Origin of the sequence: Paractinoplanes globisporus DSM 43857, assembly GCF_000379645.1 — a bacterium.
GTDB lineage: Bacteria > Actinomycetota > Actinomycetes > Mycobacteriales > Micromonosporaceae > Actinoplanes > Actinoplanes globisporus.
Map to the genome: position 1 here is coordinate 1 of NZ_KB903319.1, position 18,468 is coordinate 18,468.

The following is an 18,468-nucleotide window of genomic DNA, read 5'->3' on the forward strand; positions in this document are numbered from 1 at the left end:
CGGCCGAGGCGAGCTGCTGACCACCCTGCGCACGATGCTCCCGGCCGAACTCGCCAACCGCGCCCGCCTGACCGCCGTCGAACTCGCGCCGCGCCCCGAGGGCCTCAACGGGCCAGGCGGTCTCAACGGCCCTGCGGTGCGCGGCGGTCTCGGCGGGCCGGGCGGGACCGGCGGGCCGGGCGGGACCGGCGGGCCGGGCGGGACCGGCGGGCCGGGCGGGACCGGCGGGCCGGGCGGGACCGGCGGGCCGGGCGGGCCCGACGCGGGGATTGCGTGGCGGCGGGACGTGCCTGAGGGGATCGTCGGGCTGCTGATTGCCACCGAGTGGCTCGACAACGTGCCGCTCGACATCGCCGACGTCGACGACCACGGCCGGTTGCGCCGGGTGCTGGTCGACCCCGCGACCGGCGAGGAGACGCTCGGTGCCCCGCCCGACGCGGCCGATCTGTTCTGGCTGAGCCGGTGGTGGCCACGGCCGGGGCGCGCGGAGATCGGCTGGACGCGGGACGCCGCGTGGGCCGGCGCGGTGGACCGGGTGCGGCGCGGCTGTGCGCTGGCCGTCGACTACGGCCACCTGCGCGATCAGCGCCCGGCGTTCGGGACGCTCACCGGCTTCCGCGGCGGCCGGCAGGTGCCGCCGGTGCCCGATGGGAGCTGCGACGTCACCGCCCATGTGGCGATGGACTCGGTGGCGGCAGCGGCCGGCACGACGTACGAAATCATCACGCAGCGTGAGGCACTGAGAGCGCTCGGGATCGACGGAGCGCGACCACCCTTGGATCTTGCCCGCAGCGACCCGGCGGGTTATCTCCGAGCTCTCTCGGCAGCGGGCGAGGCCGCCGAGCTGACCGAGCCGGCCGGACTCGGCGGACACTGGTGGCTGCTGCACACGATCGGTATCGAGAGACGTGGGAGCATCTTGCTGTGACCGACGCCCTGCGGGAAATGACGGTCGGGACCGGTGCCGGGATCGACACCGCCGACATGGTGCTCAACATCGGGCCCCAGCACCCGTCCACGCACGGCGTGCTGCGGCTCAAGCTCACCCTGGACGGGGAGCGGGTGATCGCCTGCGAGCCGATCGTCGGGTACATGCACCGCGGCGCCGAGAAGCTGTTCGAGGTGCGCGACTACCGGCAGATCATCGTGCTGGCCAACCGGCACGACTGGCTCTCCGCGTTCGCCAACGAGCTGGGCGTCGCGCTCGCGGTCGAGCGGCTCATGGGCATCGAGGTGCCCGAGCGGGCGATCTGGCTGCGCACCGCGCTGGCCGAGCTCAACCGGGTGCTCAACCACCTGATGTTCCTCGGCTCCTACCCGCTGGAGATCGGCGCGATCACGCCCATGTTCTATGCGTTCCGTGAGCGCGAGACGTTGCAGGCGGTGATGGAGGAGGCCACCGGCGGCCGGATGCACTACATGTTCAACCGGGTCGGCGGCCTCAAGGAGGAGGTACCGGCCGGCTGGACGAAGCGGGCCCGCCAGGCGATCGCGACGGTCCGCCGACGGCTGCCCGACCTGGACAACCTCATCCGGCGCAACGACATCTTCCTGGCCCGCACGGTAGGCGTCGGCGTGCTGACCGCCGAGCAGGCCGCAGCCTACGGCGCGTCCGGCCCGGTGGCGCGGGCCAGCGGGCTCGACTTCGACCTGCGCCGCGACGAGCCGTACCTGGCCTACGACCAGCTCGACTTCCCGGTGATCACCAAGAAGGCCGGCGACTGCCACTCCCGCTTCGAGGTGCTGCTCGACCAGGCGTACGTGTCGCTGGACCTGGCCGAGGAGTGCCTGGACCGGGTCGACCGCATCTCGGGCCCGGTCAACGTCCGCCTGCCCAAGGTCGTGAAGGCGCCCGAGGGCCACACGTACGCGTGGACCGAGAACCCGCTGGGCGTGAACGGCTACTACCTGGTCTCCCACGGCGAGAAGACGCCCTGGCGGCTCAAGCTGCGAACGGCCTCCTACGCGAACGTGCAGGCCCTGGCCACGCTGATCCCCGGCTGCCTGGTCCCCGACCTGATCGCCATCCTCGGCTCGATGTTCTTCGTCGTCGGCGACATCGACAAGTAGGGCGCGCGAGCGGTCAGCGGCGGCGGGGGCCGTATCCCTGGACGTAGCGCTCGTCGGGCTGTGGCTCGTCCGACCAGCCGCCGTACGAGGCGAAGTCGGCCATCGTGCCGACGTTCGTGTCGTTGGCCGAGGGCCGGTGCCGACGGGCCTTGTAGTTCGGATCGCCGCCCGGCTCGGACCCGTCGTACCCGCCATCGAGCCCGTAGCCCGACGCATCGGGATCGGCGTGCGGCGAAGAGTAGCCGCCGTAGCCGTCGTCGACTGGTCCGTAGCCGCCCGGGGAGACGCGGCCGCTGCCGTTTCCGGGCCGGTAGTCGTCGTAGCCGTTCGAAGGGCCGTAGCCGTCGCCGGGCCGCGCGTAGCCGTAATCGCCCGATCCGTATTCGCCCGAGCCATAACCGGCGGGCTGGCCGTAAGGAGGCTCGTCATAGGCCGGCTGGTCATAGGCAGCCTGGTCATAGGCCGGCTGGTCGTAGGCGGGGCCGGCGGCCGAGGCCGAGCCGTACTCGCCGGCGGCCGAGCCGTAGGTGCCACCCCGCGCGGGGTAGCCGTTCGGCGCCGACTCGGAGTAGCCGTTGCTCGCGCCGAAGTCGCCGTCCAGCATTTCCGCCCGGCCATACTGCGTCCCGCCGGGCCGAACGGCGGCCGCGCCACGTGGCTGCGGAATCGGTCCCGCGCCCGCGGCGGCAGCGGGCCGGGCACCGGAGGTAACTCCCGGCTCACGCCGACCGCCACCGGGCTCACGCCGATCGCCAGAGACCGTGCCCGGCTCACGACCGCCACCCGACACCGCTCCCGGCTCACGCCGACCGCCAGAGATCGCTCCAGGCTCGCGACGCCCGCCGGAGACGGCTGCGCGACCACCGTTCCCGAAGCCCGAGTCGGGCGACGGCACAGCGGCTCGGCCGCCGCTTCCGAAGCCCGGGTCAGCGCCTCGGCCGCCACTCCCGAAGCCCGGGTCGGCGGCTTGCACGGCGGCTCGACCGCCGGCTCCGTCGGGGGCTGGCACCGCGGCTCGACCACCGCTGCCGAAGCCGGGGCCACCGGCCGCGGCGGCGACTCGGCCGGGGATTGCGAAGCCCGAGTCGGGGGTCGGCACCGCGGCTCGGCCGTCGCCCGCGAAAGCCGGCGCCGGAGCACGGCGGGGTGCGGCCGGGAAGGGGTCGTCGTCGGGCGCCATCATCGGGGCATCCCCGAAAAATCCAGAATTGTCGGATTGGGTGACCGGTGCTGGGCCGCCACGGCGGAACTCGGCGCGCAGGTCGGCTCGTAGGGATTCGACCTCTTCGGCCACGCGGTCCTCGATGTGCGCGCGCTGGAGCACCGGGTCGCTGCGGATGAGCACAGATGCGCCGATCAGCACGACACTCACCGCGACCAGCAGCACGGCGAAGCGCACCGAGGCCGAGCTTTGGCCGAGCAGCACGACGGCCGCGGCCACCGGGGCGAGCAGCACGCCCGCCCAGATCAGGCCGCGGAGCAGTCGCGAGCTGTGTCCAGTCTCGGGATCCCTCTCCGGCATGGGCGCCGATGCTACCGAGAGCACGCCAAGAACGAAACGGTCAAGCGCCGGGATTCATGCACCGAAACCCGGCGCCTGACCATAATCCGTCAAACGTGGGTGAAAAAGGTCACCCACTCGATCATCCGGCCGCCAGTGCGCCGTCCGAGCTGAAGACCAGGCCCACGCTGATCGTGCCCGTCTTCAGGGCCGTCTTGGTGAGCGGGCCGCCGGCGTCCAGGCTGGAGAACTTGCCGGCCTGGAAGTTGTAGACCTCGACGAGGCCCTGCTGGCACTTCGGCCGCTGCGGGCACTCGGCCGGGCCACCCAGCACGGTCGCCGCGCCGGAGCACTTGCTCGCCAGGTCGGAGAGCGTCTTCACGCCGTACTTGTCGGCGAACGCGGTCGTGACCGCGAACGCGTTCTGGTCCTGCGCCTCGGACGCCTTGCCGAAGACCAGGCCGACCTTCTCGCCGAGGGCGGTCAGGTTGGTCATCGTGGTGTTCAGGTCGGACGAGGAAGGGTCCTTGCCGCTCTTGTCGACCTTGCCCTGGAGGAACGTCGCCAGGGTGGCGGCGTACTCGGGGACGACGGAGATGTCGCCCTTCTCCAGCGCGGGCTCGTAGAGCTCACGGTTGCCGATCTGCTGCACCTTGACCTTGTAACCGGCCGCGGTCAGGACCTGACCGTAGATCTCACCGAGGGTTGCGGACTCGCTGAAGTTGGCCGCACCGACGGTGATGTTGCCGGAGCCCTTTTCCAGGCCCGCCGTCAGGCTGTTGGCGGAGATGAACTCGCTCGCCGCGTCTTTCGACGACTTGCGGTCGATGTCGACCGCCTTGTTGAGCGCGATGAGCTTGGTCGTGTCGAGTGCCGCGGAAACCTTGTCGAGGGCGGCGATCAGCTGCGGCGAGGACGCCTTCTTGTTGATCGCGGGGACGACGTTGTCCGTGTTCTGCAGGTGCTTGTCGTCGGTCAGGACGACCAGGGAGTCGCCCGCGACCGGGGCGCAGCCCTGGCCGGTGGCGGCAGAGGGAGGAGCCTCCGTACCGGAGGAGCCGGCGCTGCCACAGCCGGCGAGAGTGACGATGGCCGCTGTGGCGCTGGTGGCCATCAGAAGCAAGTGTCGACGCATACTGCCGCCTTCTGTGTCCCGGCACGACCGTCGTGGCCGCGCCGCGTGTCCGACGGGCAGCCGCAGTGCGTTGCCCGTATGTATGCAGTGCCTAGGTCTACCCGCTGGGTATGACAACTTTCGAGAAAGTTGCTGGTCCGTTACCCGGTCGTGGCGGGTCGAGCGGCCCGGCGGCGCCGCACGGAACGCAGCGGACGGGGCGTGACCAGGCGTTCTACGCCCGCGAAGAGAGCCTCGGCCAGAAGTGCGAGGAGCACCACAACGATGCCGCCGGCCACGATCTGGGCGCCGCCGCGGCTGATCCCGAGTCCGAATCCGGCCGTGATGATCTGTCCGAGCCCGCCGCCGTTCACAAACGTCGCGAGCGTGGCGGTGGCCACCACCTGCACGACGGCGGTCCGCAGGCCGGACGCGATGTAGGGGACAGCGAGCGGAAGCTCGACCCGGCGCAACAGTTGCCCGCCGGACAGTCCCATCCCGGTCGCCGCCTCCTTGGTCTCGGGGTCGACCGAGCGCAGGCCCGTGTACGCGTTGGCCAGCAGCGGCGGCACCGCGAACACGGCGAGCGCGAGGATCACCGGCAGCTTGCCGAAGCCGATCGGGGTCAGCGGCAGGATCGTGAGCAGGGCCAGCGTCGGGATCGCCCGGGTGAGATTGGCCACGGTGATCACCGTGCCGCCGCCCCGGCCGCGGTGGCCGAGCCAGATGCCCAGCGGGAGGCCGACCACGCAGCCGATCAGCACCGCCCAGAAGGTGATCACCAGGTGCTCCTGGAGCCGGTCGAACAGGCCGCCCGGGTTGGTCCAGTTCAGCGGGTCGTTGAGCCAGATCAGCCCGTCATGGAAATAGCTCACGAGAGACGCCTCCGGCTCCACGGGGTCAGCAGCCGGCCGAGGCCGACCAGGGCCAGGTCGAGCACGAGGGCCAGGCCGACACAGAGCACCGTGCCGGTGAGGATCTCGGCGCGGTAGAAGTTGTTCCAGAAGCCGCCCATGATCAGATCGCCGAGGCCGCCCTGCCCGATGATGGCGCCGATCGTGACCAGCGCCACGGTCGAGACGGTCGCCAGTCGCAGGCCGGTCACGATGCCGGGCAGCGCGAGCGGCAGCTCGACGTGCCAAAGCCGCCCGAATCGCCCGTAACCCATGCCGGATGCGGCGTCCTTGACGTCGGCCGGCACCTGCGTAAGACCGGTCAAGGCGTTACGAATCAGGAGCAGCAGGGCGTACAACACGAGAGCGATCAATACCGTCGCCCGGTTGGTCGCGCCGAGCAGTGGGGCCAGCAACGCGAGCAGCGCGAGCGACGGAATCGTGTAGAGCACGCCGGAGAGTGCGAGAATCGGGCCGGTCAACGGTCTGATCCAGTACGCCAGGACGGCAAGCGGCACGGCGACCAGCAACGCGATCACCACGGTCTCCAGGGTGATCCCGATGTGGAAGCCGAGCTTGGACACGATGGTCTCCGCGTTGTCCTGCACGTACTGCCAGGAGAACCACGGATTTCCGGGCCCGTCGCCGGCGGGTGCGGCCAGCGGCAGGGGCGCCGGCGCCCGCGACAGGAAGGACATACGTGGACGCTACCGCGATCAACGGATCCGGGCCCGCCCGGAGCGCGGCATCGATCACGCTGGAAGATGTCGGCAAGACCTACCCGGACGGCACCGTCGCCGTCGGCGACTTCAGCCTCGAGGTGCACGCCGGTGAGCTGACCGTGCTGATCGGCCCGTCCGGCTGCGGGAAGTCCACGATCCTGCGCATGATCAACAGACTGATCGAGCCGACACACGGCCGGATCGTCATCGACGGGCAGGACATTCTCAAGCGCAATCCGGTCGAGCTGCGCCGGCACATCGGGTACGTGATCCAGAACGTCGGCCTCTTCCCGCACCAGAACATCCGGACCAACGTCGGCACCGTCCCGCGACTGCTCGGCTGGGACAAGAAGCGGATCAACGAGCGCGCCGACGAGCTGCTGGAGCTGGTCGGTCTCGACCCGGCCCGGTTCGCCAAGCGGTACCCGCACGAGCTCTCCGGCGGCCAGCGGCAGCGGATCGGGGTGGCCCGGGCGCTGGCCGCGGACCCGCTGGTGCTGCTCATGGACGAGCCGTTCTCGGCGGTCGACCCGATCGCCCGCGGCCGCCTGCAGGAGGAATTCCTGCGGCTTCAGGCCACGGTACGCAAGACGATCGTGCTGGTCACCCACGACATCGACGAGGCCGTACGGCTCGGCGACCGGATCGCGGTGCTGGCCGAGGGCGGCCGCCTGCTGCAGTACGCGCCGCCGGCCGAGCTGCTCAGCAAGCCGGACTCGACGGCGGTGGGCGACTTCGTCGGCGCCGACCGCGGCATCCGGCGGCTGGCGGTGACTCCGCTGCGCCAGGCGATGACCCCGCCGACCGCGATCATGGCGGGCCGGCCGACCGTGGACGCCGAGGGAACCCTCTACGACGCGCTGGCGGCGATGCTCGCGAGCGACGCGGCCGAGGTCGTGGTCGTCGAGGACGGCAAGACCGTGGGCGTGGTCACGCGTACGTCCGTGTTTGAAGTGCCCGAAGCGGAAGCGACGGTCTGAGCGCGAGGCCGGGAGGTTTCCGCCCCCGGCCTCGCCCCGCGTTCGATAGCTACGACCTTGTGCCGCGGTAGCCGCCGAGCGTCGCCAGGCCGACGATCCAGCCGACGAACAGGCCGTAGGTGACGCCGGAGCCGGCCGACTGGAAAGCGCCGAGCAGCGACGGATTCTTGAAGAACAGCGTGGTGAACAGCGCCGCGAAGCCACCGGCGAAGATGTACGCCGCCCAGCCCGCGAAGAACTGGCTGATGGTGCCGCGGGCCCGGGCCAGCTGGGAGCCGGGCAGCAGGTACAGGAACAGCGCGGTCAGCACGACCACCAGGATCGCGCGCAGGTCGGCGACGATGACCTCACGCAGCGAGTCGTTGGAGTTGAACGACCAGCGCGGCCAGGTGAGCAGGCGCAGCCAGAAGCCGCCGGCCGTGTTCGGGTTGGTGTTGTCGAATGCCCAGTCCGCGTACCACTTGCTACCGAAGACGAGGACCAGTATGAGTGCGGCGAGAGTGCCCGCACCGATCGCAGACTTGAAGCGGTTGCCGAGAGCCATGCGCCGATATTTCCCAGCACGATGGCTCTTTCAAACGACGGCCGTATATGCCCTGCTACGAGCGTTTCAGTGGGTGGTCAGGTAGTCGATGAAGGCGGCCCGCAGCAGCGGCTCCTGCTCGCCGTACCCATGCTCCCGGTACCCGCCCTTGCCGCGGAACTCCCGCCACAGCGCGACGTACTCGTCGATGATCGGGCCGATCGAGTTGGGCGCGCCGTCGAGCTCGCCGACGTCGTCCGAGTCGGGCAGGTGCTTGGTGACGGTCCAGAAGAACTTGATGTCGTGGTGCTTGCGCGCCGCGTGGAAGGCGCGCTCGCGCAGCTCCTCGGTGGGCAGAGCGTCCAGCTCGGCGAAGCTCGGGGTGGTCATGACGGCAAGCATAGGACCGACCGGATCGGTCACCGGCCGGATCCCCAGGGTCCTTCGTCCCAGCGGTCGGTGCGGGGGGCCGTGGTGGCCGGAGTCCAGCTCTCCAGATCGGGCGTCCAGTTCGTGGTGCCGGTGGTGGGCGCCGCGTTCCAGTCGTCGCCGTTGGCCGGGGGCAGCGGCCGGCCGTACGTCTCGACCAGCCGGGTGACGATCAGGCCGCCGCCGAAGACGCAGGCCGCGGTGGCGAACAGCGCGATCTCCAGGCCCTTGCGGCTCGACCAGTCCAGGTACAGGGTGAGCGCCGCGACCGCGAAGAGCGTGCCGAAGATCCCGCCACGACGCCCGTACGCGCTGGTGCCGGCGAGCATGGCCAGTCCGAGCGCGATGCCGCTCCACTCGAGGCCGGTGCCGGGGACGATCGGGGTGGCCGACTGGGCCGCCATCAGGATGCCGGCGCCGACCGCGAAGAGCGAGGAGAGCAGCAGCGACAGGATCACCGGGGCGGCGACCACCGGACCGCGGCGACGGGCCGGGTCGCCGGCCGGGCGCATGCCGCCGAGCCAGCGGCGAACCGGCGTGATCGTGCCGAGCGCGCCGCCCAGCACGGCCAGCAGCGCGAACCCGCCGAAGAGGAAGAACGCCTGGTCGGTGGGGTCGTACTGGCCCTGCACGACGACCGGGGCGATGCGCAGCTGGTCGTACACGACGACGCCGAGCGCGGCCGCGAGCGTCGCCGCCCAGCCGGGCACGTGCAGCACCACGATGATCAGGCCGACCACGATCGCGCCGGCCGCGGCGAAGACGAGCGCCGGGACGGCCGCCTTGAGCAGGCCCTGATCGCCCTGCTCGGCGTACTGCAGGGCGGCGGCCAGGGCGATCGGGCCGATCGCGAGGTTGGGCACGCCGGCCCGCAGGGTGAGCCCCCCGCCGAGGGTGAGCAGGCCGATCGCGGCCCCGGTGACCAGCAGGTTGTCGAGCGCGGGCCGCTTGAGCGCGGTCGGGTCGAGGCGCCAGAGCAGGAAGCCGAACGCGGCGGCGGCCAGCAGGAGCACGACCTCCCAGCCGAGGTGGATGCCGAGCCGGTCGCGGCCGTCGTCGTCGCGGCGCAGGACGTCGGGCGACGTGTCACCACCGGACTCGGCGAGCTCCTCGGCCCGGCGGCGCTGCTCGGCCGCGGCCAGGGTGTTCGCACGGTAGGCGGCCGGATCGGTCGTCTGCTCGTCCGTCCGACGGAACGTGGTGTCGTCGTACGTCATCGTCCGCGCCTCCTCAGGTGCGTCTTCCGTGCGGCCCCGACGCACGCCAAAAGCAACGGGCGTAAAGCCCGTCGCCCAGAGCATACGGATAGTGCTCGGTCTCAGTTCAAGGCCGAAATCGTGCCGGGTCGACGACGGACAGTAGCTCCACCGCGATCGATACTTGCCCTTGGCAACGATCTAGCGCCGGCCGGACGCCTGACCCGAGTCGTCCTCGTCCTTGGCGTCCGGTTTTTCGGGGATGCGGCACGCGCGCTCGAGCCACAAAGCGGCCCCGACCAGGGCGAGCGCGGCGATCAGGCCGCCCGCGGCGGTGGGCAGGTCGTCGTGCGCCGCCTGGGTCGCCTCCATCGCGAGATAGGTGACCAGGCCCACCGAGAACCCGGCCGAGATCGCGCCGACCAGCGAGGACGCCTTGGCCAGAGCGACGTACCGGGCGACGGCGAGGGGATCGACCGGCATCGTGCCCGGTTTGCGCTGGATGCGGGCCGACGTGTTCTGCGCGAGCAGACCCTCGGCGATCGCCAGCACGACCAGCACGATCACCGGCGACCACGGCAGGTCGGGCAGCGAGCCGTAGGAGAAGCTGATCAGCAGCCAGCCGAGGGCCGCCGCGGCCAGGCCGGCGACGATCAGCACCGAGATGCTCGTCGGCCGCATCGACGGGTCCGACTTGGGCGCCTGCGGGTTGCTGCTCACGTCCTCGACTCTAACGGCAGATCGGGGCGCGGAGTCATCCCGGCGAGGTCGTCGGCGAGCGCAGGATCGTTGAGCAGGTCGGTGAGCCAGCCATGGCCCGGCAGCTGCCCGTACGGCTGGATGTCGATCCACGGGCGCAGCACGAACGCCCGCTGGTGCGCGCGGGGGTGCGGCAGGGTCAGCTCCGGATCGTCGCTGATCACCGGCTGGTCGTCGGCGTCCCAGACCGCGATCACGTCGACGTCGAGCGTCCGCGGGCCGAACCGGCGCTCGGGGTCGCGCACCCGGCCCTCTGCGGTCTCGGCGGCGCGCGCCCGTTCGAGCCAGTCATGCGCCGTGGCCGTCGGATCCACACCCAGGACCACGGCATTCAGGTACGGGGGTTGGTCGGTGTCGCCCCACGGCGGAGTCTCGTAGACGCCGGACACCACCGCCACGCTCTCGCCCAGAAGGCGTACCGCCTTGCGGAGATGGCGGTACCGGTCGCCGAGGTTGCTGCCGATCGACAGCACCGCCCGGGTCACAGCCGGCTCCGGCGCAGCGTGACCGCAACGTCCGCGAAGTCGTGCGGGATCGGCGCCTGCGGCTTGTGGACGGTGACCTCGGCCGTCGCCACCCGCTCGTCGGCCAGGCAGACCGTGAGCAGCCGGTCGGCGAGCGTCTCGATCAGGTTGACCGGCTCCCCCGTGATCACGGCGACCAGCCGCTCGGCGAGCTCGCCGTAGTGCACGGTGTCGGCCACGTCGTCGGTGGCGGCGGCCTTGCTCAGGTCGAGCTCGAGCAGCACGTCGACCACGAAGTCCTGGCCCTGCTCCCGCTCGAAGTCGAAGACCCCGTGATGTCCGCGGGCGGTCAGCCCGCGCAGTGCGATACGGCCGTTCACCATCTCTTCACCTCTATACCTATTTCTCTGGGGCGAGCCGGGGCGCGCCGGAGGCACGCCAGACGGCGAGGGCGTCAGCGGTTCCCCGGACGTCATGGACACGTACGCCCCAGGCGCCGGCCGCGACGGCGAGGACCGACGTGGCCAGGGTGGCCGCCTCGCGCTCGTCGACCGGGCGAGGGTTGCCGCCGGCGTCGGCCAGCAGGCGGCCCAGGTACGTCTTGCGGCTCGCCGCGAACAGCACCGGGAAGCCGAGGTCGATGAAGACGTCGAGGTGGCGGGTCAGTTCCCAGTTGTGCTCGGCGTTCTTGGCGAAGCCCAGGCCCGGGTCGATGATGATCTGTCGCGGCGCGACGCCGCCCGCGATCGCGTCGTCCACCCGCTGGAGCAGCTCGGCGCGTACCTCGGCGACCACGTCCTGGTAGACGGCGAGCTGGTTCATGTCGCGGGAGTGGCCTCGCCAATGCATGAGGATCCACGGGCAGCCGGCGTCCCGGGCCACCGCGGCCATCGCCGGGTCGGCCAGGCCGCCGGAGACGTCGTTGATCGTCGTGGCGCCGGCGGCGATCGCGGCCTCGGCGACCGCGGCCCGGGTGGTGTCGATGCTCATCGGCACGCCCGCCGCGGCCAGCCCGGTGATCACCGGGACGACGCGGGCCGCCTCGGTCGCGGCGTCCACCCGCTCGGCGCCGGGCCTCGTGGACTCCCCGCCGATGTCCACGATGTCCGCGCCGGCCCGGTGCAGGGCCATGCCATGTTCGACCGCGGCGTCCACGTCGGTGTACCGGCCGCCGTCCGAGAAGGAGTCCGGGGTGACGTTCAGGATCCCCATCACTACCGGGTGATCTCGGCGGATTGAATTCCCGCCCGTGAGCTGCGCATCCGTTGGAGTACTCGTCACGGAACGAGGGTAGGACGGGCGGGTTGTGGCACGTATGTACGATGTCCGGTGACTCATTTTCACGCACGCATTTACCTTGCGTAACGAATGAGCCGCTTGTAGCCAAGAAGTACGCGCCGTACTCTTCGGATCTGGGCATCATGAACGAACCGAAGAGAGCAGACGAGCATGGCAGTGCCCGAACGGCTCACTCGACGCGGTGAGCTGGAAGTAGCACGATATGGGCGTCGCCGTGCGGCTTCACTACTGCGACGTGTCCGGACCCCCCTAACCGGACGCGGGGAGGTTTACCAATGATCGCCACCGAGCTGGCCACGCACGTCATGGCGGTGTTGCATCAGAGCCCGCTGGCCGCCCCCGATCAGCCCAAGGGCATCGACACCCAAGGCATCGTCAAATTCTTCGCCAGCAACATCGCGCCGATCCTTCTGGCGGTGCTCGGCGTGATCTTCATCGGACGGGCCAGTCGCGGTGAGATCTCCAAGGTGCTCACCAGCTCCGCCATCGCCATCGTGGGCCTGGCGTTCATCGCGGGAGCGGCAACGCTCTTCTTCGTCGGCGACTACCTCATCAACCTGATCTTCAACTGAGATGCGGCTTCGTACCGACGACGACATCTACCGGGCGCGTTTGGTCTATCTGGGACCGCCCGGTTACACGCTGCCCATGCACCTGCCGTACGCGCAGTACGGCATGTTCGTCGCGCTCGTTCCCCTCTTCATGGTCCTGCACTACCTGATCACGTTCAGCTTCGACCCGTTCCCGGCGTGGGAGATCGCCCTCGCCATGGTCAGCACGTCCTACGTGTTCCGGCATGTCGACCCCGACCGGCCGGCCCGGGTCGTCATCCGCACCGCGCTCACCGACTGGCGCCGCACGCGGGAGCCGGCCGTCGAACAGCGCGATCCGAGACTTGTCGCCACTCGCATCCGGGTTCGGGAGGAGTTGGTATGACCAGTTTTGCCGTACGCTCCCTCGGGGTTGGCGCATGACCGGATCCCTACCGCACGGGCATCCCCCGGCGGACGCCACCAAGCCGGGCAGGCAGAGTAACGGTATGCGTTCGGACGACTACTCTTCGCCTGATTCGGCGGACATCAATGGCGAAGAGCTCGTCGCCGCGCCGGGGCACGGCGCGGTCGGTGTCTTCCAGGCGCCGCAGCCGGTCCGGCCGCGCGGCACGAGCGTCGACACCAGCCTCGACATCGACTCGCCCTTCCTCGATCTCTTCGGAGTGACGCCGGCGCCGGTGTCCGCCGCCCCGGCGACGTCTCCGGCCCCGCCGGATTCCGATTCGGAGTTCGACTTCGGGTTCGATTTCGACTCGCCGGGGGCGGTCACGCCGCCTTCGCCGGCCGCCGCGCCTCCGCCGGCCGCTCCACCCTCGGTCGCTCAGCACTCAGCGCCGCCGGTGGCCGCTCCGCCCGTCGCGCTTCCGCCCGCCGCTTCCCCGGCCGCTCCTCCCGCCGCGCCTCCGGTCGCTCCGCCCGCTGCTCCGCCCGCTGCTCCTCCCGCCGCTCCGCCCGCTGCTCCTCCGGCCGGGATCGACGACGGGCCGTCCGGCGCGTGGGGTGTGCCCGAGCCGGTCTCGCCGTTCAGCCGGGCGCCGCTCGGGCCGCAGGCCGACTTCTACCAGGAGAACGGCGCGGCCGAGGAGCAGTGGCCCAACTTCGACGACTGGCCGGCGACCCCGTCGGTGGCCGTCGCGCCGCCGGCGATCGCACCCGAGCCCGTGTCCGGCTCGCCGGGGCCGACGCCGCTGTGGCAGACCGTGGGCGCGGGCGCTCCCCCGTCCGCGGCCGTCCAGCCGTACGCGCCGCCCGCACAAGCCGAACCGGAGACCGCTCTCCCCGTACCGTCGCCGGCGAAGCCGCCCGCCAAGCGCAAGGAAAAGTCCCCGGCCCGGAAGAAGAAAGAGAAGGAGAACCTCCCGGCCCGTCCTTCGAGGAAGGACGTCAAGGCCGCGCAGCTGCGACCGCACAAGCTGAAGTTCAACGACCGCGACCCGGCCATGGAACTCGCGATCAGCGAGATCGCCGGGCACCTGACCTTCACGCAGAGCACGGTCACCGCGTGGTACTCCCTGCCCGAGGTGCGCTGGGCCTTCCGGCCCGACGCCGAGCGCGAGGCGCTGCTGTCCGCGATCTCCGAGCAGTATGCGGGCCTCGCCGGCTTCCGCCTGCATCTGCGGCGCACCAACCGGCCCTTCCCGGCCGACGAGTGGGCGCGCACGGTCGACTCCTTCACCGCCAAGCCCCTGCCCGACGTGCGCGGCGCGACCTCGTGGTCCGACCACCTCGTCGCGGCGCAGCGCCACCTGCTCTCGGTCAACCACGCCGAGGGGCAGACCTACCTCGGCGTGACCTTCGCCCGGCGCTCGCTCGGGGACACGTTCGCCGAGCGGATCCTGCGCGTCTTCGGCAAGGGCACCTCGGACGGCGAGCGGCGCAAGCTCGGCCGCACCGTCGAGCAGTTCGACGAGGTGCTCAACGCGTTCGGCATGCGCGGCCGCCGGGTCGTACCGGCCGAGATGGAGTGGTTGCTCTACCGCTCGGTGGCGCTCTGCATGGCGCCGCCCGCGCTGCTCTCGCCGATCACCAACGGACACTGGGAGACCGGTGACCTGCTGGCCCTCACCGAGCAGGTCGAGCGCTACCGCACCCCGTACGGCTCGACGGTGAAGTTGGTCAACCGGATGACCGGGGAGGAGCGGCACGTCGCCGTGCTCTCCGTCGGCCGGATGGAGCCGCTGGAGATCCCCGAGAAGCACGAGCCGTGGCTGCACTTCCACGAGCGGCTGCCGTGGCCGATGGAGCTCTCCTCCCGGATCGACATCCTCGGCTCCGGCAGCTCGTTCAAGAACCTCGAGCACCGGCTCCGCATGATCCGCTCGCAGCAGCTCGACTACGCCGAGCACGGCATCGACGCCCCGCCCGAGCTGGAGCGGCTCGCCAAGCGTGCGCTGGTCATCGGCGACGAGATGACCACCGGGCTGCCGGTCGAGTCGGCCCGCGCGCACGGCTGGCACCGGATCGCGGTCGGCGGCGCCACCCGCGAGGAGTGCCTCGAGCGCGCCCGCCGGCTCATCCAGCTCTACTCCCGGGAACTGCGGATCTCCCTGCAGCACCCGAAGAACCAGGACCAGCTGGCCCGCGAGTTCATCCCGGGCGAGCCGATCGCCAACACCGGCTACGTCCGGCGCATGCCGGTGAAGCTGCTGGCCGCGGCGTTGCCCCAGGCGGCATCGACCGTCGGCGACCGCCGGGGAGACCTCATCGGGCGTACGTCCGGAACGTGTCGGCGGCCGGTCTTCCTCGACCTGCACTTCCCGATGGAGGTGCGGGAGCGCTCCGGCCTCGGCGTGTTCGTGGCCGAGCCCGGCGGTGGCAAGTCGACGCTGATCGGCGCGCTGGGGTACCTGAACGCCCGGCGCGGTGTGCAGGTCACCCTGCTCGACCCGTCCGGCCCGCTCGCCCGGCTCTGCCAGATGCCCGAGCTGCGCCCGTACTCCCGCGTCTTGAATTTGACCGGATCCGAACAGGGAACCCTGGCGCCCTACGCGCTGATCCCGACGCCGGTCCGCTCCGAGTTCCCGACCGGCCCCGGCGGCGACCGGGAGTTCGAGATCGCCGTCTCCAACGCCCGTGCCGAGCGTCGCATGCTGGTGCAGGACATCTGCTCGATGCTGGTGCCCCCGCAGGTCGCGAAGGAGGCGTCGACGGCGACGCTGCTGCGGCACGCCGTCCGGCAGGTGCCCGCCGAGGAGTCGTCCACCCTCGACGACGTGGTCCGCACCCTGCAGGGCCTCGACGACGAGGGCAAGGAGCTGGCCAACCTGCTCCTGGACACCGCCGAGATGCCGCTGGCGCTGCTGTTCTTCGGCTCCCCGCCGCAGCACCTGCTCGGCGCCGACGCGGCCCTCACCGTGATCACGATGGCCGGCCTCCGCCTGCCCGACCTGAAGATCGAGCGGGAGTACTGGTCGGCCGAGGAGTCGCTGGCCCTGCCGATGCTGCACACGGCTCACCGGCTGGCGGTTCGGCGCTGCTACGGCGGCTCGATGTCCTCCCGCAAGATGGTCGGCTTGGACGAGGCGCATTTCATGGAGGGCTGGCGCTCCGGCCGGTCGTTCCTGGTACGACTCGCCCGCGACTCCCGTAAGTGGAACCTGGCGGCGCTGGTGGCCTCGCAGAACCCGCGGGACATCCTCGGGCTGGACGTGCAGAACCTGGTGTCCACGGTCTTCGTGGGCCGCATCGCGGAGGATCAGGAGATCGCCTCCGAGGCCCTGCGCCTCCTGCGGGTCCCGGTCCACGACGGCTACGAGGCGACGCTGGCCTCGCTGTCCCAGGTCGACACGTCCTCCCACAACCGGCTCGGCTTCCGCGAGTTCGTGATGCGGGACGTGGACGGGCGCGTCCAGAAGGTCCGTGTCGACGTGTCGTACGTTGAGGGCTTGCTGGAGCACCTGGACACCACGCCCACGGCGGCCAAGGCGCCCCCCACGGCGATCCCGATGTCCGCGTCGGACATGGAGGCTTGAGATGCTGCGGCGAGCGGTAGCGCTGGCCATGACGATGTTCGTCACGGTGGTGGCGTCGATCGTGTGGGCGGTGGCAACCCCTCAGCCGGCCGGCGCAGCCGTGGGCGGCGGCGTCCTCAAGGCCCCTGGCGGCGCCTGCAGCACCGAAGAGTGGCAACAAGATTTCAAAGCCTGCGTAAGCCGCCTCGCGGACGTGAGCGCAGCACGCGCCCAGTGCCTGTTGCCGCCGACTCCCAGCGCACCCGATTCTGGTTTGGCTGGGTGGTTTGCCGAGAGGCCCGAGTCCTCAACTAAACCAGGACCACAGGGACTCTACAGCGAATACGGATACGCAGGCTATAGCTATACAACCTACGACCTGGATAGCGGTTGTGCGTCAACGCTGATAGACCCTGATTACAAATTCGAGACGACGGTCGCCAACGGCGAATTTATGATCGCAACTGCGGTGATCGGCGCCTCCAACGCGCTTCGAGAGCGCGCCTGGGATCCGCAATCATTGTGGGGCTGGGCGGACCCGCTCGTCGACCAGGCGACCAAAGCCGTCTACGAAAAGGTCTTCACCGTTTTCGGCACAATTACGCTCGCCATCGTGGGCCTCTACTTGCTGTGGCGATCGAGGCAAGCCGACATGGGCGCAGCGACTACAACGGCCGGTTGGGCGATTCTCGTCATGGTCGCAGTTACAGCGATCGCCGCATGGCCAGTTCGGTCGGCCAACCTTGCCGACCAGAGCCTGGTCACATCGCTCGGAGTCGTTCACGATGCCGTCGGTCCGCGACCCGAGAATGGGGCAGGAGCCAATTGTCGACTTGGCAAGGCGGACGCTTGTGAGGACCAGCGTCCCCCTGCTGTCCGTGCGAGCGATACCGCAACCGAAACCATGCTTTACCGGAACTGGCTCCGTGGAATCCTCGGCTCGGCCGACAGCGAGACGGCGAAGAAGTACGGGCGAGCGCTATACGATGCCCGATCGCTGAGCTGGGATGAGGCCCAGCGGATCAGAGACAACCCAGAAACACGCGAAGGTGTTCTCAACGGAAAGAAGACCCAATGGGAGAAGGTCGCAGAGCAAGTCAAGCAGGAAGATCCTGAAGCATACGAGTACCTCCAAGGTGTCAACGGCATGGACCGTATCGGCGCCGGTTTCATCGCGGTGCTCGCGTCGATCATGTTCGCTATGTTTGATCTGACTGCATCGATTCTGGTGCTCCTGGGATTCTTGATCTTCCGTTGGGCAGTCATCGCTGCTCCGATTCTGGGCACCGTGGGCCTACTTCGTCCCGCGAGCGCTGGTATCCGGAGACTCGGCAATGCGGTGGTCGCAGCGATCTTCAACATCGCGATCTTCGGCACGGGTGCGGCGATCTACCTCTTCGCGGTCGACCTCATCATGAATACGCCCAGTTTGCCCGGTTGGTTGCAGGTCGTGCTGGTTTGGCTCTGTGGCGTCGTGGGCTGGCTTCTGCTGCGGCCGTATCGGCGAATCACGCAGCTTGGCGGCAAGGACGGCACGCGGGCTATTGCGTCGGCGGGGTCGTGGCATCGGCGGTTCTTCCGAGACATGCGGGAGGCGGCCAAGCTGGAGGTCGCCGAGGGTGGCGGGACGGCCGAGCCGACCATGGGCAAGAACAACCGGACCATCTACGCCGACCAGAGCAGGCTTCGTCCCGAGGCCCGTCTCGAGGACCCGTCGCACGCGGCCGGAGGTCGCCACGAGCTCGAGCCGGCCAGGCACGGCGGCCGCGAGATCGTTCCGGTGCAGACCCGGCCCGACGGCAGCGAGTCGTCGCACGGCGACGCATCGCCCCCGCCCGCCGGCGACGCGCCGCACCGCGAGCCGGCCAAGACGACCCGGACGCGCCGGGCGACGACCTGGACCGAACCGGACGTGGCCGAGCAGCCCGCGTCGTATGCGATCTATCGACCGGAGACCGGGAGCACCACCCGGGAGCCGGCCACCCCTCGGGTGCGCTCCGAGGCCAAGTGATCT

Annotated in this window: 18 protein-coding genes; 7 read left to right on the forward strand and 11 right to left on the reverse strand. The window is 70.2% G+C overall.

The window, feature by feature from the left end; all coding sequences use genetic code 11:
- A partial coding sequence (locus tag A3CQ_RS54905; protein WP_020515162.1) for an SAM-dependent methyltransferase occupies positions 1 to 928 on the forward strand: 928 nt, incomplete at its 5' end.
- A 17-nt stretch (positions 929 to 945) separates the two neighbouring features.
- Positions 946 to 2,070, forward strand: a complete 1,125-nt coding sequence (locus tag A3CQ_RS0132680) for an NADH-quinone oxidoreductase subunit D (protein ID WP_040433451.1) — start codon at positions 946 to 948, stop codon at positions 2,068 to 2,070.
- Between the two features lie 13 nt (positions 2,071 to 2,083).
- Here the strand turns inward: A3CQ_RS0132680 and A3CQ_RS59550 are convergent, their stop codons facing one another.
- The 4 genes from A3CQ_RS59550 to A3CQ_RS0132700 form a co-directional block, all read right to left on the reverse strand.
- A complete protein-coding gene (locus A3CQ_RS59550; protein WP_084699326.1) occupies positions 2,084 to 3,592 on the reverse strand; it encodes a hypothetical protein in 1,509 nt (502 codons plus the stop codon).
- Positions 3,593 to 3,713: 121 nt separating this feature from the next.
- Positions 3,714 to 4,685 carry a glycine betaine ABC transporter substrate-binding protein gene (locus tag A3CQ_RS0132690; protein ID WP_020515165.1) on the reverse strand — a complete coding sequence of 324 codons (972 nt, stop codon included), beginning with the start codon at positions 4,683 to 4,685 and terminating at the stop codon, positions 3,714 to 3,716.
- A gap of 161 nt (positions 4,686 to 4,846) precedes the next feature.
- Positions 4,847 to 5,560, reverse strand: coding sequence for an ABC transporter permease (locus tag A3CQ_RS0132695; RefSeq protein WP_020515166.1), 714 nt, complete (start codon positions 5,558 to 5,560; stop codon positions 4,847 to 4,849).
- The gene (locus tag A3CQ_RS0132700) at positions 5,557 to 6,276 is read right to left on the reverse strand and encodes an ABC transporter permease (protein ID WP_020515167.1); all 720 of its coding nucleotides are present in this window, start codon (positions 6,274 to 6,276) and stop codon (positions 5,557 to 5,559) included. The genes A3CQ_RS0132695 and A3CQ_RS0132700 overlap by 4 nt, the downstream gene beginning before the upstream one ends.
- Positions 6,277 to 6,278: 2 nt before the next feature.
- Between A3CQ_RS0132700 and A3CQ_RS0132705 the strand changes: the two genes are divergently transcribed.
- Positions 6,279 to 7,280, forward strand: coding sequence for an ABC transporter ATP-binding protein (locus tag A3CQ_RS0132705; RefSeq protein WP_020515168.1), 1,002 nt, complete (start codon positions 6,279 to 6,281; stop codon positions 7,278 to 7,280).
- A 49-nt stretch (positions 7,281 to 7,329) separates the two neighbouring features.
- On the opposite strand, the gene A3CQ_RS0132710 is transcribed toward A3CQ_RS0132705, so the two are convergent.
- The 7 genes from A3CQ_RS0132710 to folP all read right to left on the reverse strand — a co-directional run bounded on the left by A3CQ_RS0132710 (position 7,330) and on the right by folP (position 11,863).
- Positions 7,330 to 7,824, reverse strand: coding sequence for a hypothetical protein (locus tag A3CQ_RS0132710; protein WP_020515169.1), 495 nt, complete (start codon positions 7,822 to 7,824; stop codon positions 7,330 to 7,332).
- Positions 7,825 to 7,890: 66 nt separating this feature from the next.
- Positions 7,891 to 8,193: a hypothetical protein gene (locus A3CQ_RS0132715; RefSeq protein WP_245577416.1), complete on the reverse strand. Its 303-nt coding sequence runs from the start codon at positions 8,191 to 8,193 to the stop codon at positions 7,891 to 7,893.
- 29 nt (positions 8,194 to 8,222) lie between these two features.
- Positions 8,223 to 9,449: an ABC transporter permease gene (locus A3CQ_RS0132720; protein ID WP_020515171.1), complete on the reverse strand. Its 1,227-nt coding sequence runs from the start codon at positions 9,447 to 9,449 to the stop codon at positions 8,223 to 8,225.
- A 180-nt stretch (positions 9,450 to 9,629) separates the two neighbouring features.
- Positions 9,630 to 10,109, reverse strand: a complete 480-nt coding sequence (locus tag A3CQ_RS0132725) for a DUF3180 domain-containing protein (protein WP_051115425.1) — start codon at positions 10,107 to 10,109, stop codon at positions 9,630 to 9,632.
- A 35-nt stretch (positions 10,110 to 10,144) separates the two neighbouring features.
- Positions 10,145 to 10,672 carry a 2-amino-4-hydroxy-6-hydroxymethyldihydropteridine diphosphokinase gene (gene folK / locus A3CQ_RS0132730; RefSeq protein WP_020515173.1) on the reverse strand — a complete coding sequence of 176 codons (528 nt, stop codon included), beginning with the start codon at positions 10,670 to 10,672 and terminating at the stop codon, positions 10,145 to 10,147.
- Positions 10,669 to 11,031, reverse strand: a complete 363-nt coding sequence (gene folB, locus A3CQ_RS0132735) for a dihydroneopterin aldolase (protein ID WP_026206456.1) — start codon at positions 11,029 to 11,031, stop codon at positions 10,669 to 10,671. Before folB ends, folK begins: the two co-directional genes overlap by 4 nt.
- A gap of 19 nt (positions 11,032 to 11,050) precedes the next feature.
- Positions 11,051 to 11,863 (reverse strand): dihydropteroate synthase, encoded by an 813-nt coding sequence (folP, locus tag A3CQ_RS0132740; RefSeq protein WP_020515175.1) that lies wholly within the window; start codon positions 11,861 to 11,863, stop codon positions 11,051 to 11,053.
- Positions 11,864 to 12,225: 362 nt separating this feature from the next.
- Here folP and A3CQ_RS0132745 point away from each other — a divergent pair, with 362 nt between their 5' ends.
- From A3CQ_RS0132745 to A3CQ_RS0132760, 4 genes are all read left to right on the forward strand, one after another.
- On the forward strand, positions 12,226 to 12,522 hold the full coding sequence (locus A3CQ_RS0132745; RefSeq protein WP_020515176.1) for a PIN domain-containing protein: 297 nt from the start codon (positions 12,226 to 12,228) through the stop codon (positions 12,520 to 12,522).
- A gap of 1 nt (position 12,523) precedes the next feature.
- On the forward strand, positions 12,524 to 12,886 hold the full coding sequence (locus A3CQ_RS0132750) for a hypothetical protein (protein ID WP_020515177.1): 363 nt from the start codon (positions 12,524 to 12,526) through the stop codon (positions 12,884 to 12,886).
- Between the two features lie 103 nt (positions 12,887 to 12,989).
- A complete protein-coding gene (locus A3CQ_RS0132755) occupies positions 12,990 to 16,475 on the forward strand; it encodes an ATP-binding protein (protein ID WP_020515178.1) in 3,486 nt (1,161 codons plus the stop codon).
- 1 nt (position 16,476) lies between these two features.
- The gene (locus A3CQ_RS0132760) at positions 16,477 to 18,465 is read left to right on the forward strand and encodes an MFS transporter (protein WP_026206459.1); all 1,989 of its coding nucleotides are present in this window, start codon (positions 16,477 to 16,479) and stop codon (positions 18,463 to 18,465) included.
- The last annotated feature ends 3 nt before the right edge of the window (positions 18,466 to 18,468 follow it).

Excerpts from the sequence above, each read along its gene's own strand:
- A3CQ_RS0132720 (WP_020515171.1), bottom strand. The coding sequence starts at position 9,449 with ATGACGTACGACGACACCACGTTCCGTCGGACGGACGAGCAGACGACC.
- A3CQ_RS59550 (WP_084699326.1), bottom strand. The coding sequence starts at position 3,592 with ATGCCGGAGAGGGATCCCGAGACTGGACACAGCTCGCGACTGCTCCGC.
- A3CQ_RS0132760 (WP_026206459.1), top strand. The coding sequence starts at position 16,477 with ATGCTGCGGCGAGCGGTAGCGCTGGCCATGACGATGTTCGTCACGGTG.
- folP (WP_020515175.1), bottom strand. The coding sequence starts at position 11,863 with ATGGGGATCCTGAACGTCACCCCGGACTCCTTCTCGGACGGCGGCCGG.
- A3CQ_RS0132680 (WP_040433451.1), top strand. The coding sequence starts at position 946 with ATGACGGTCGGGACCGGTGCCGGGATCGACACCGCCGACATGGTGCTC.
- A3CQ_RS0132700 (WP_020515167.1), bottom strand. The coding sequence starts at position 6,276 with ATGTCCTTCCTGTCGCGGGCGCCGGCGCCCCTGCCGCTGGCCGCACCC.
- A3CQ_RS0132690 (WP_020515165.1), bottom strand. The coding sequence starts at position 4,685 with ATGGCCACCAGCGCCACAGCGGCCATCGTCACTCTCGCCGGCTGTGGC.
- A3CQ_RS0132745 (WP_020515176.1), top strand. The coding sequence starts at position 12,226 with ATGATCGCCACCGAGCTGGCCACGCACGTCATGGCGGTGTTGCATCAG.
- A3CQ_RS0132715 (WP_245577416.1), bottom strand. The coding sequence starts at position 8,193 with ATGACCACCCCGAGCTTCGCCGAGCTGGACGCTCTGCCCACCGAGGAG.
- A3CQ_RS0132710 (WP_020515169.1), bottom strand. The coding sequence starts at position 7,824 with ATGGCTCTCGGCAACCGCTTCAAGTCTGCGATCGGTGCGGGCACTCTC.
- A3CQ_RS0132725 (WP_051115425.1), bottom strand. The coding sequence starts at position 10,109 with ATGCGGCCGACGAGCATCTCGGTGCTGATCGTCGCCGGCCTGGCCGCG.
- A3CQ_RS0132750 (WP_020515177.1), top strand. The coding sequence starts at position 12,524 with ATGCGGCTTCGTACCGACGACGACATCTACCGGGCGCGTTTGGTCTAT.
- A3CQ_RS0132755 (WP_020515178.1), top strand. The coding sequence starts at position 12,990 with ATGCGTTCGGACGACTACTCTTCGCCTGATTCGGCGGACATCAATGGC.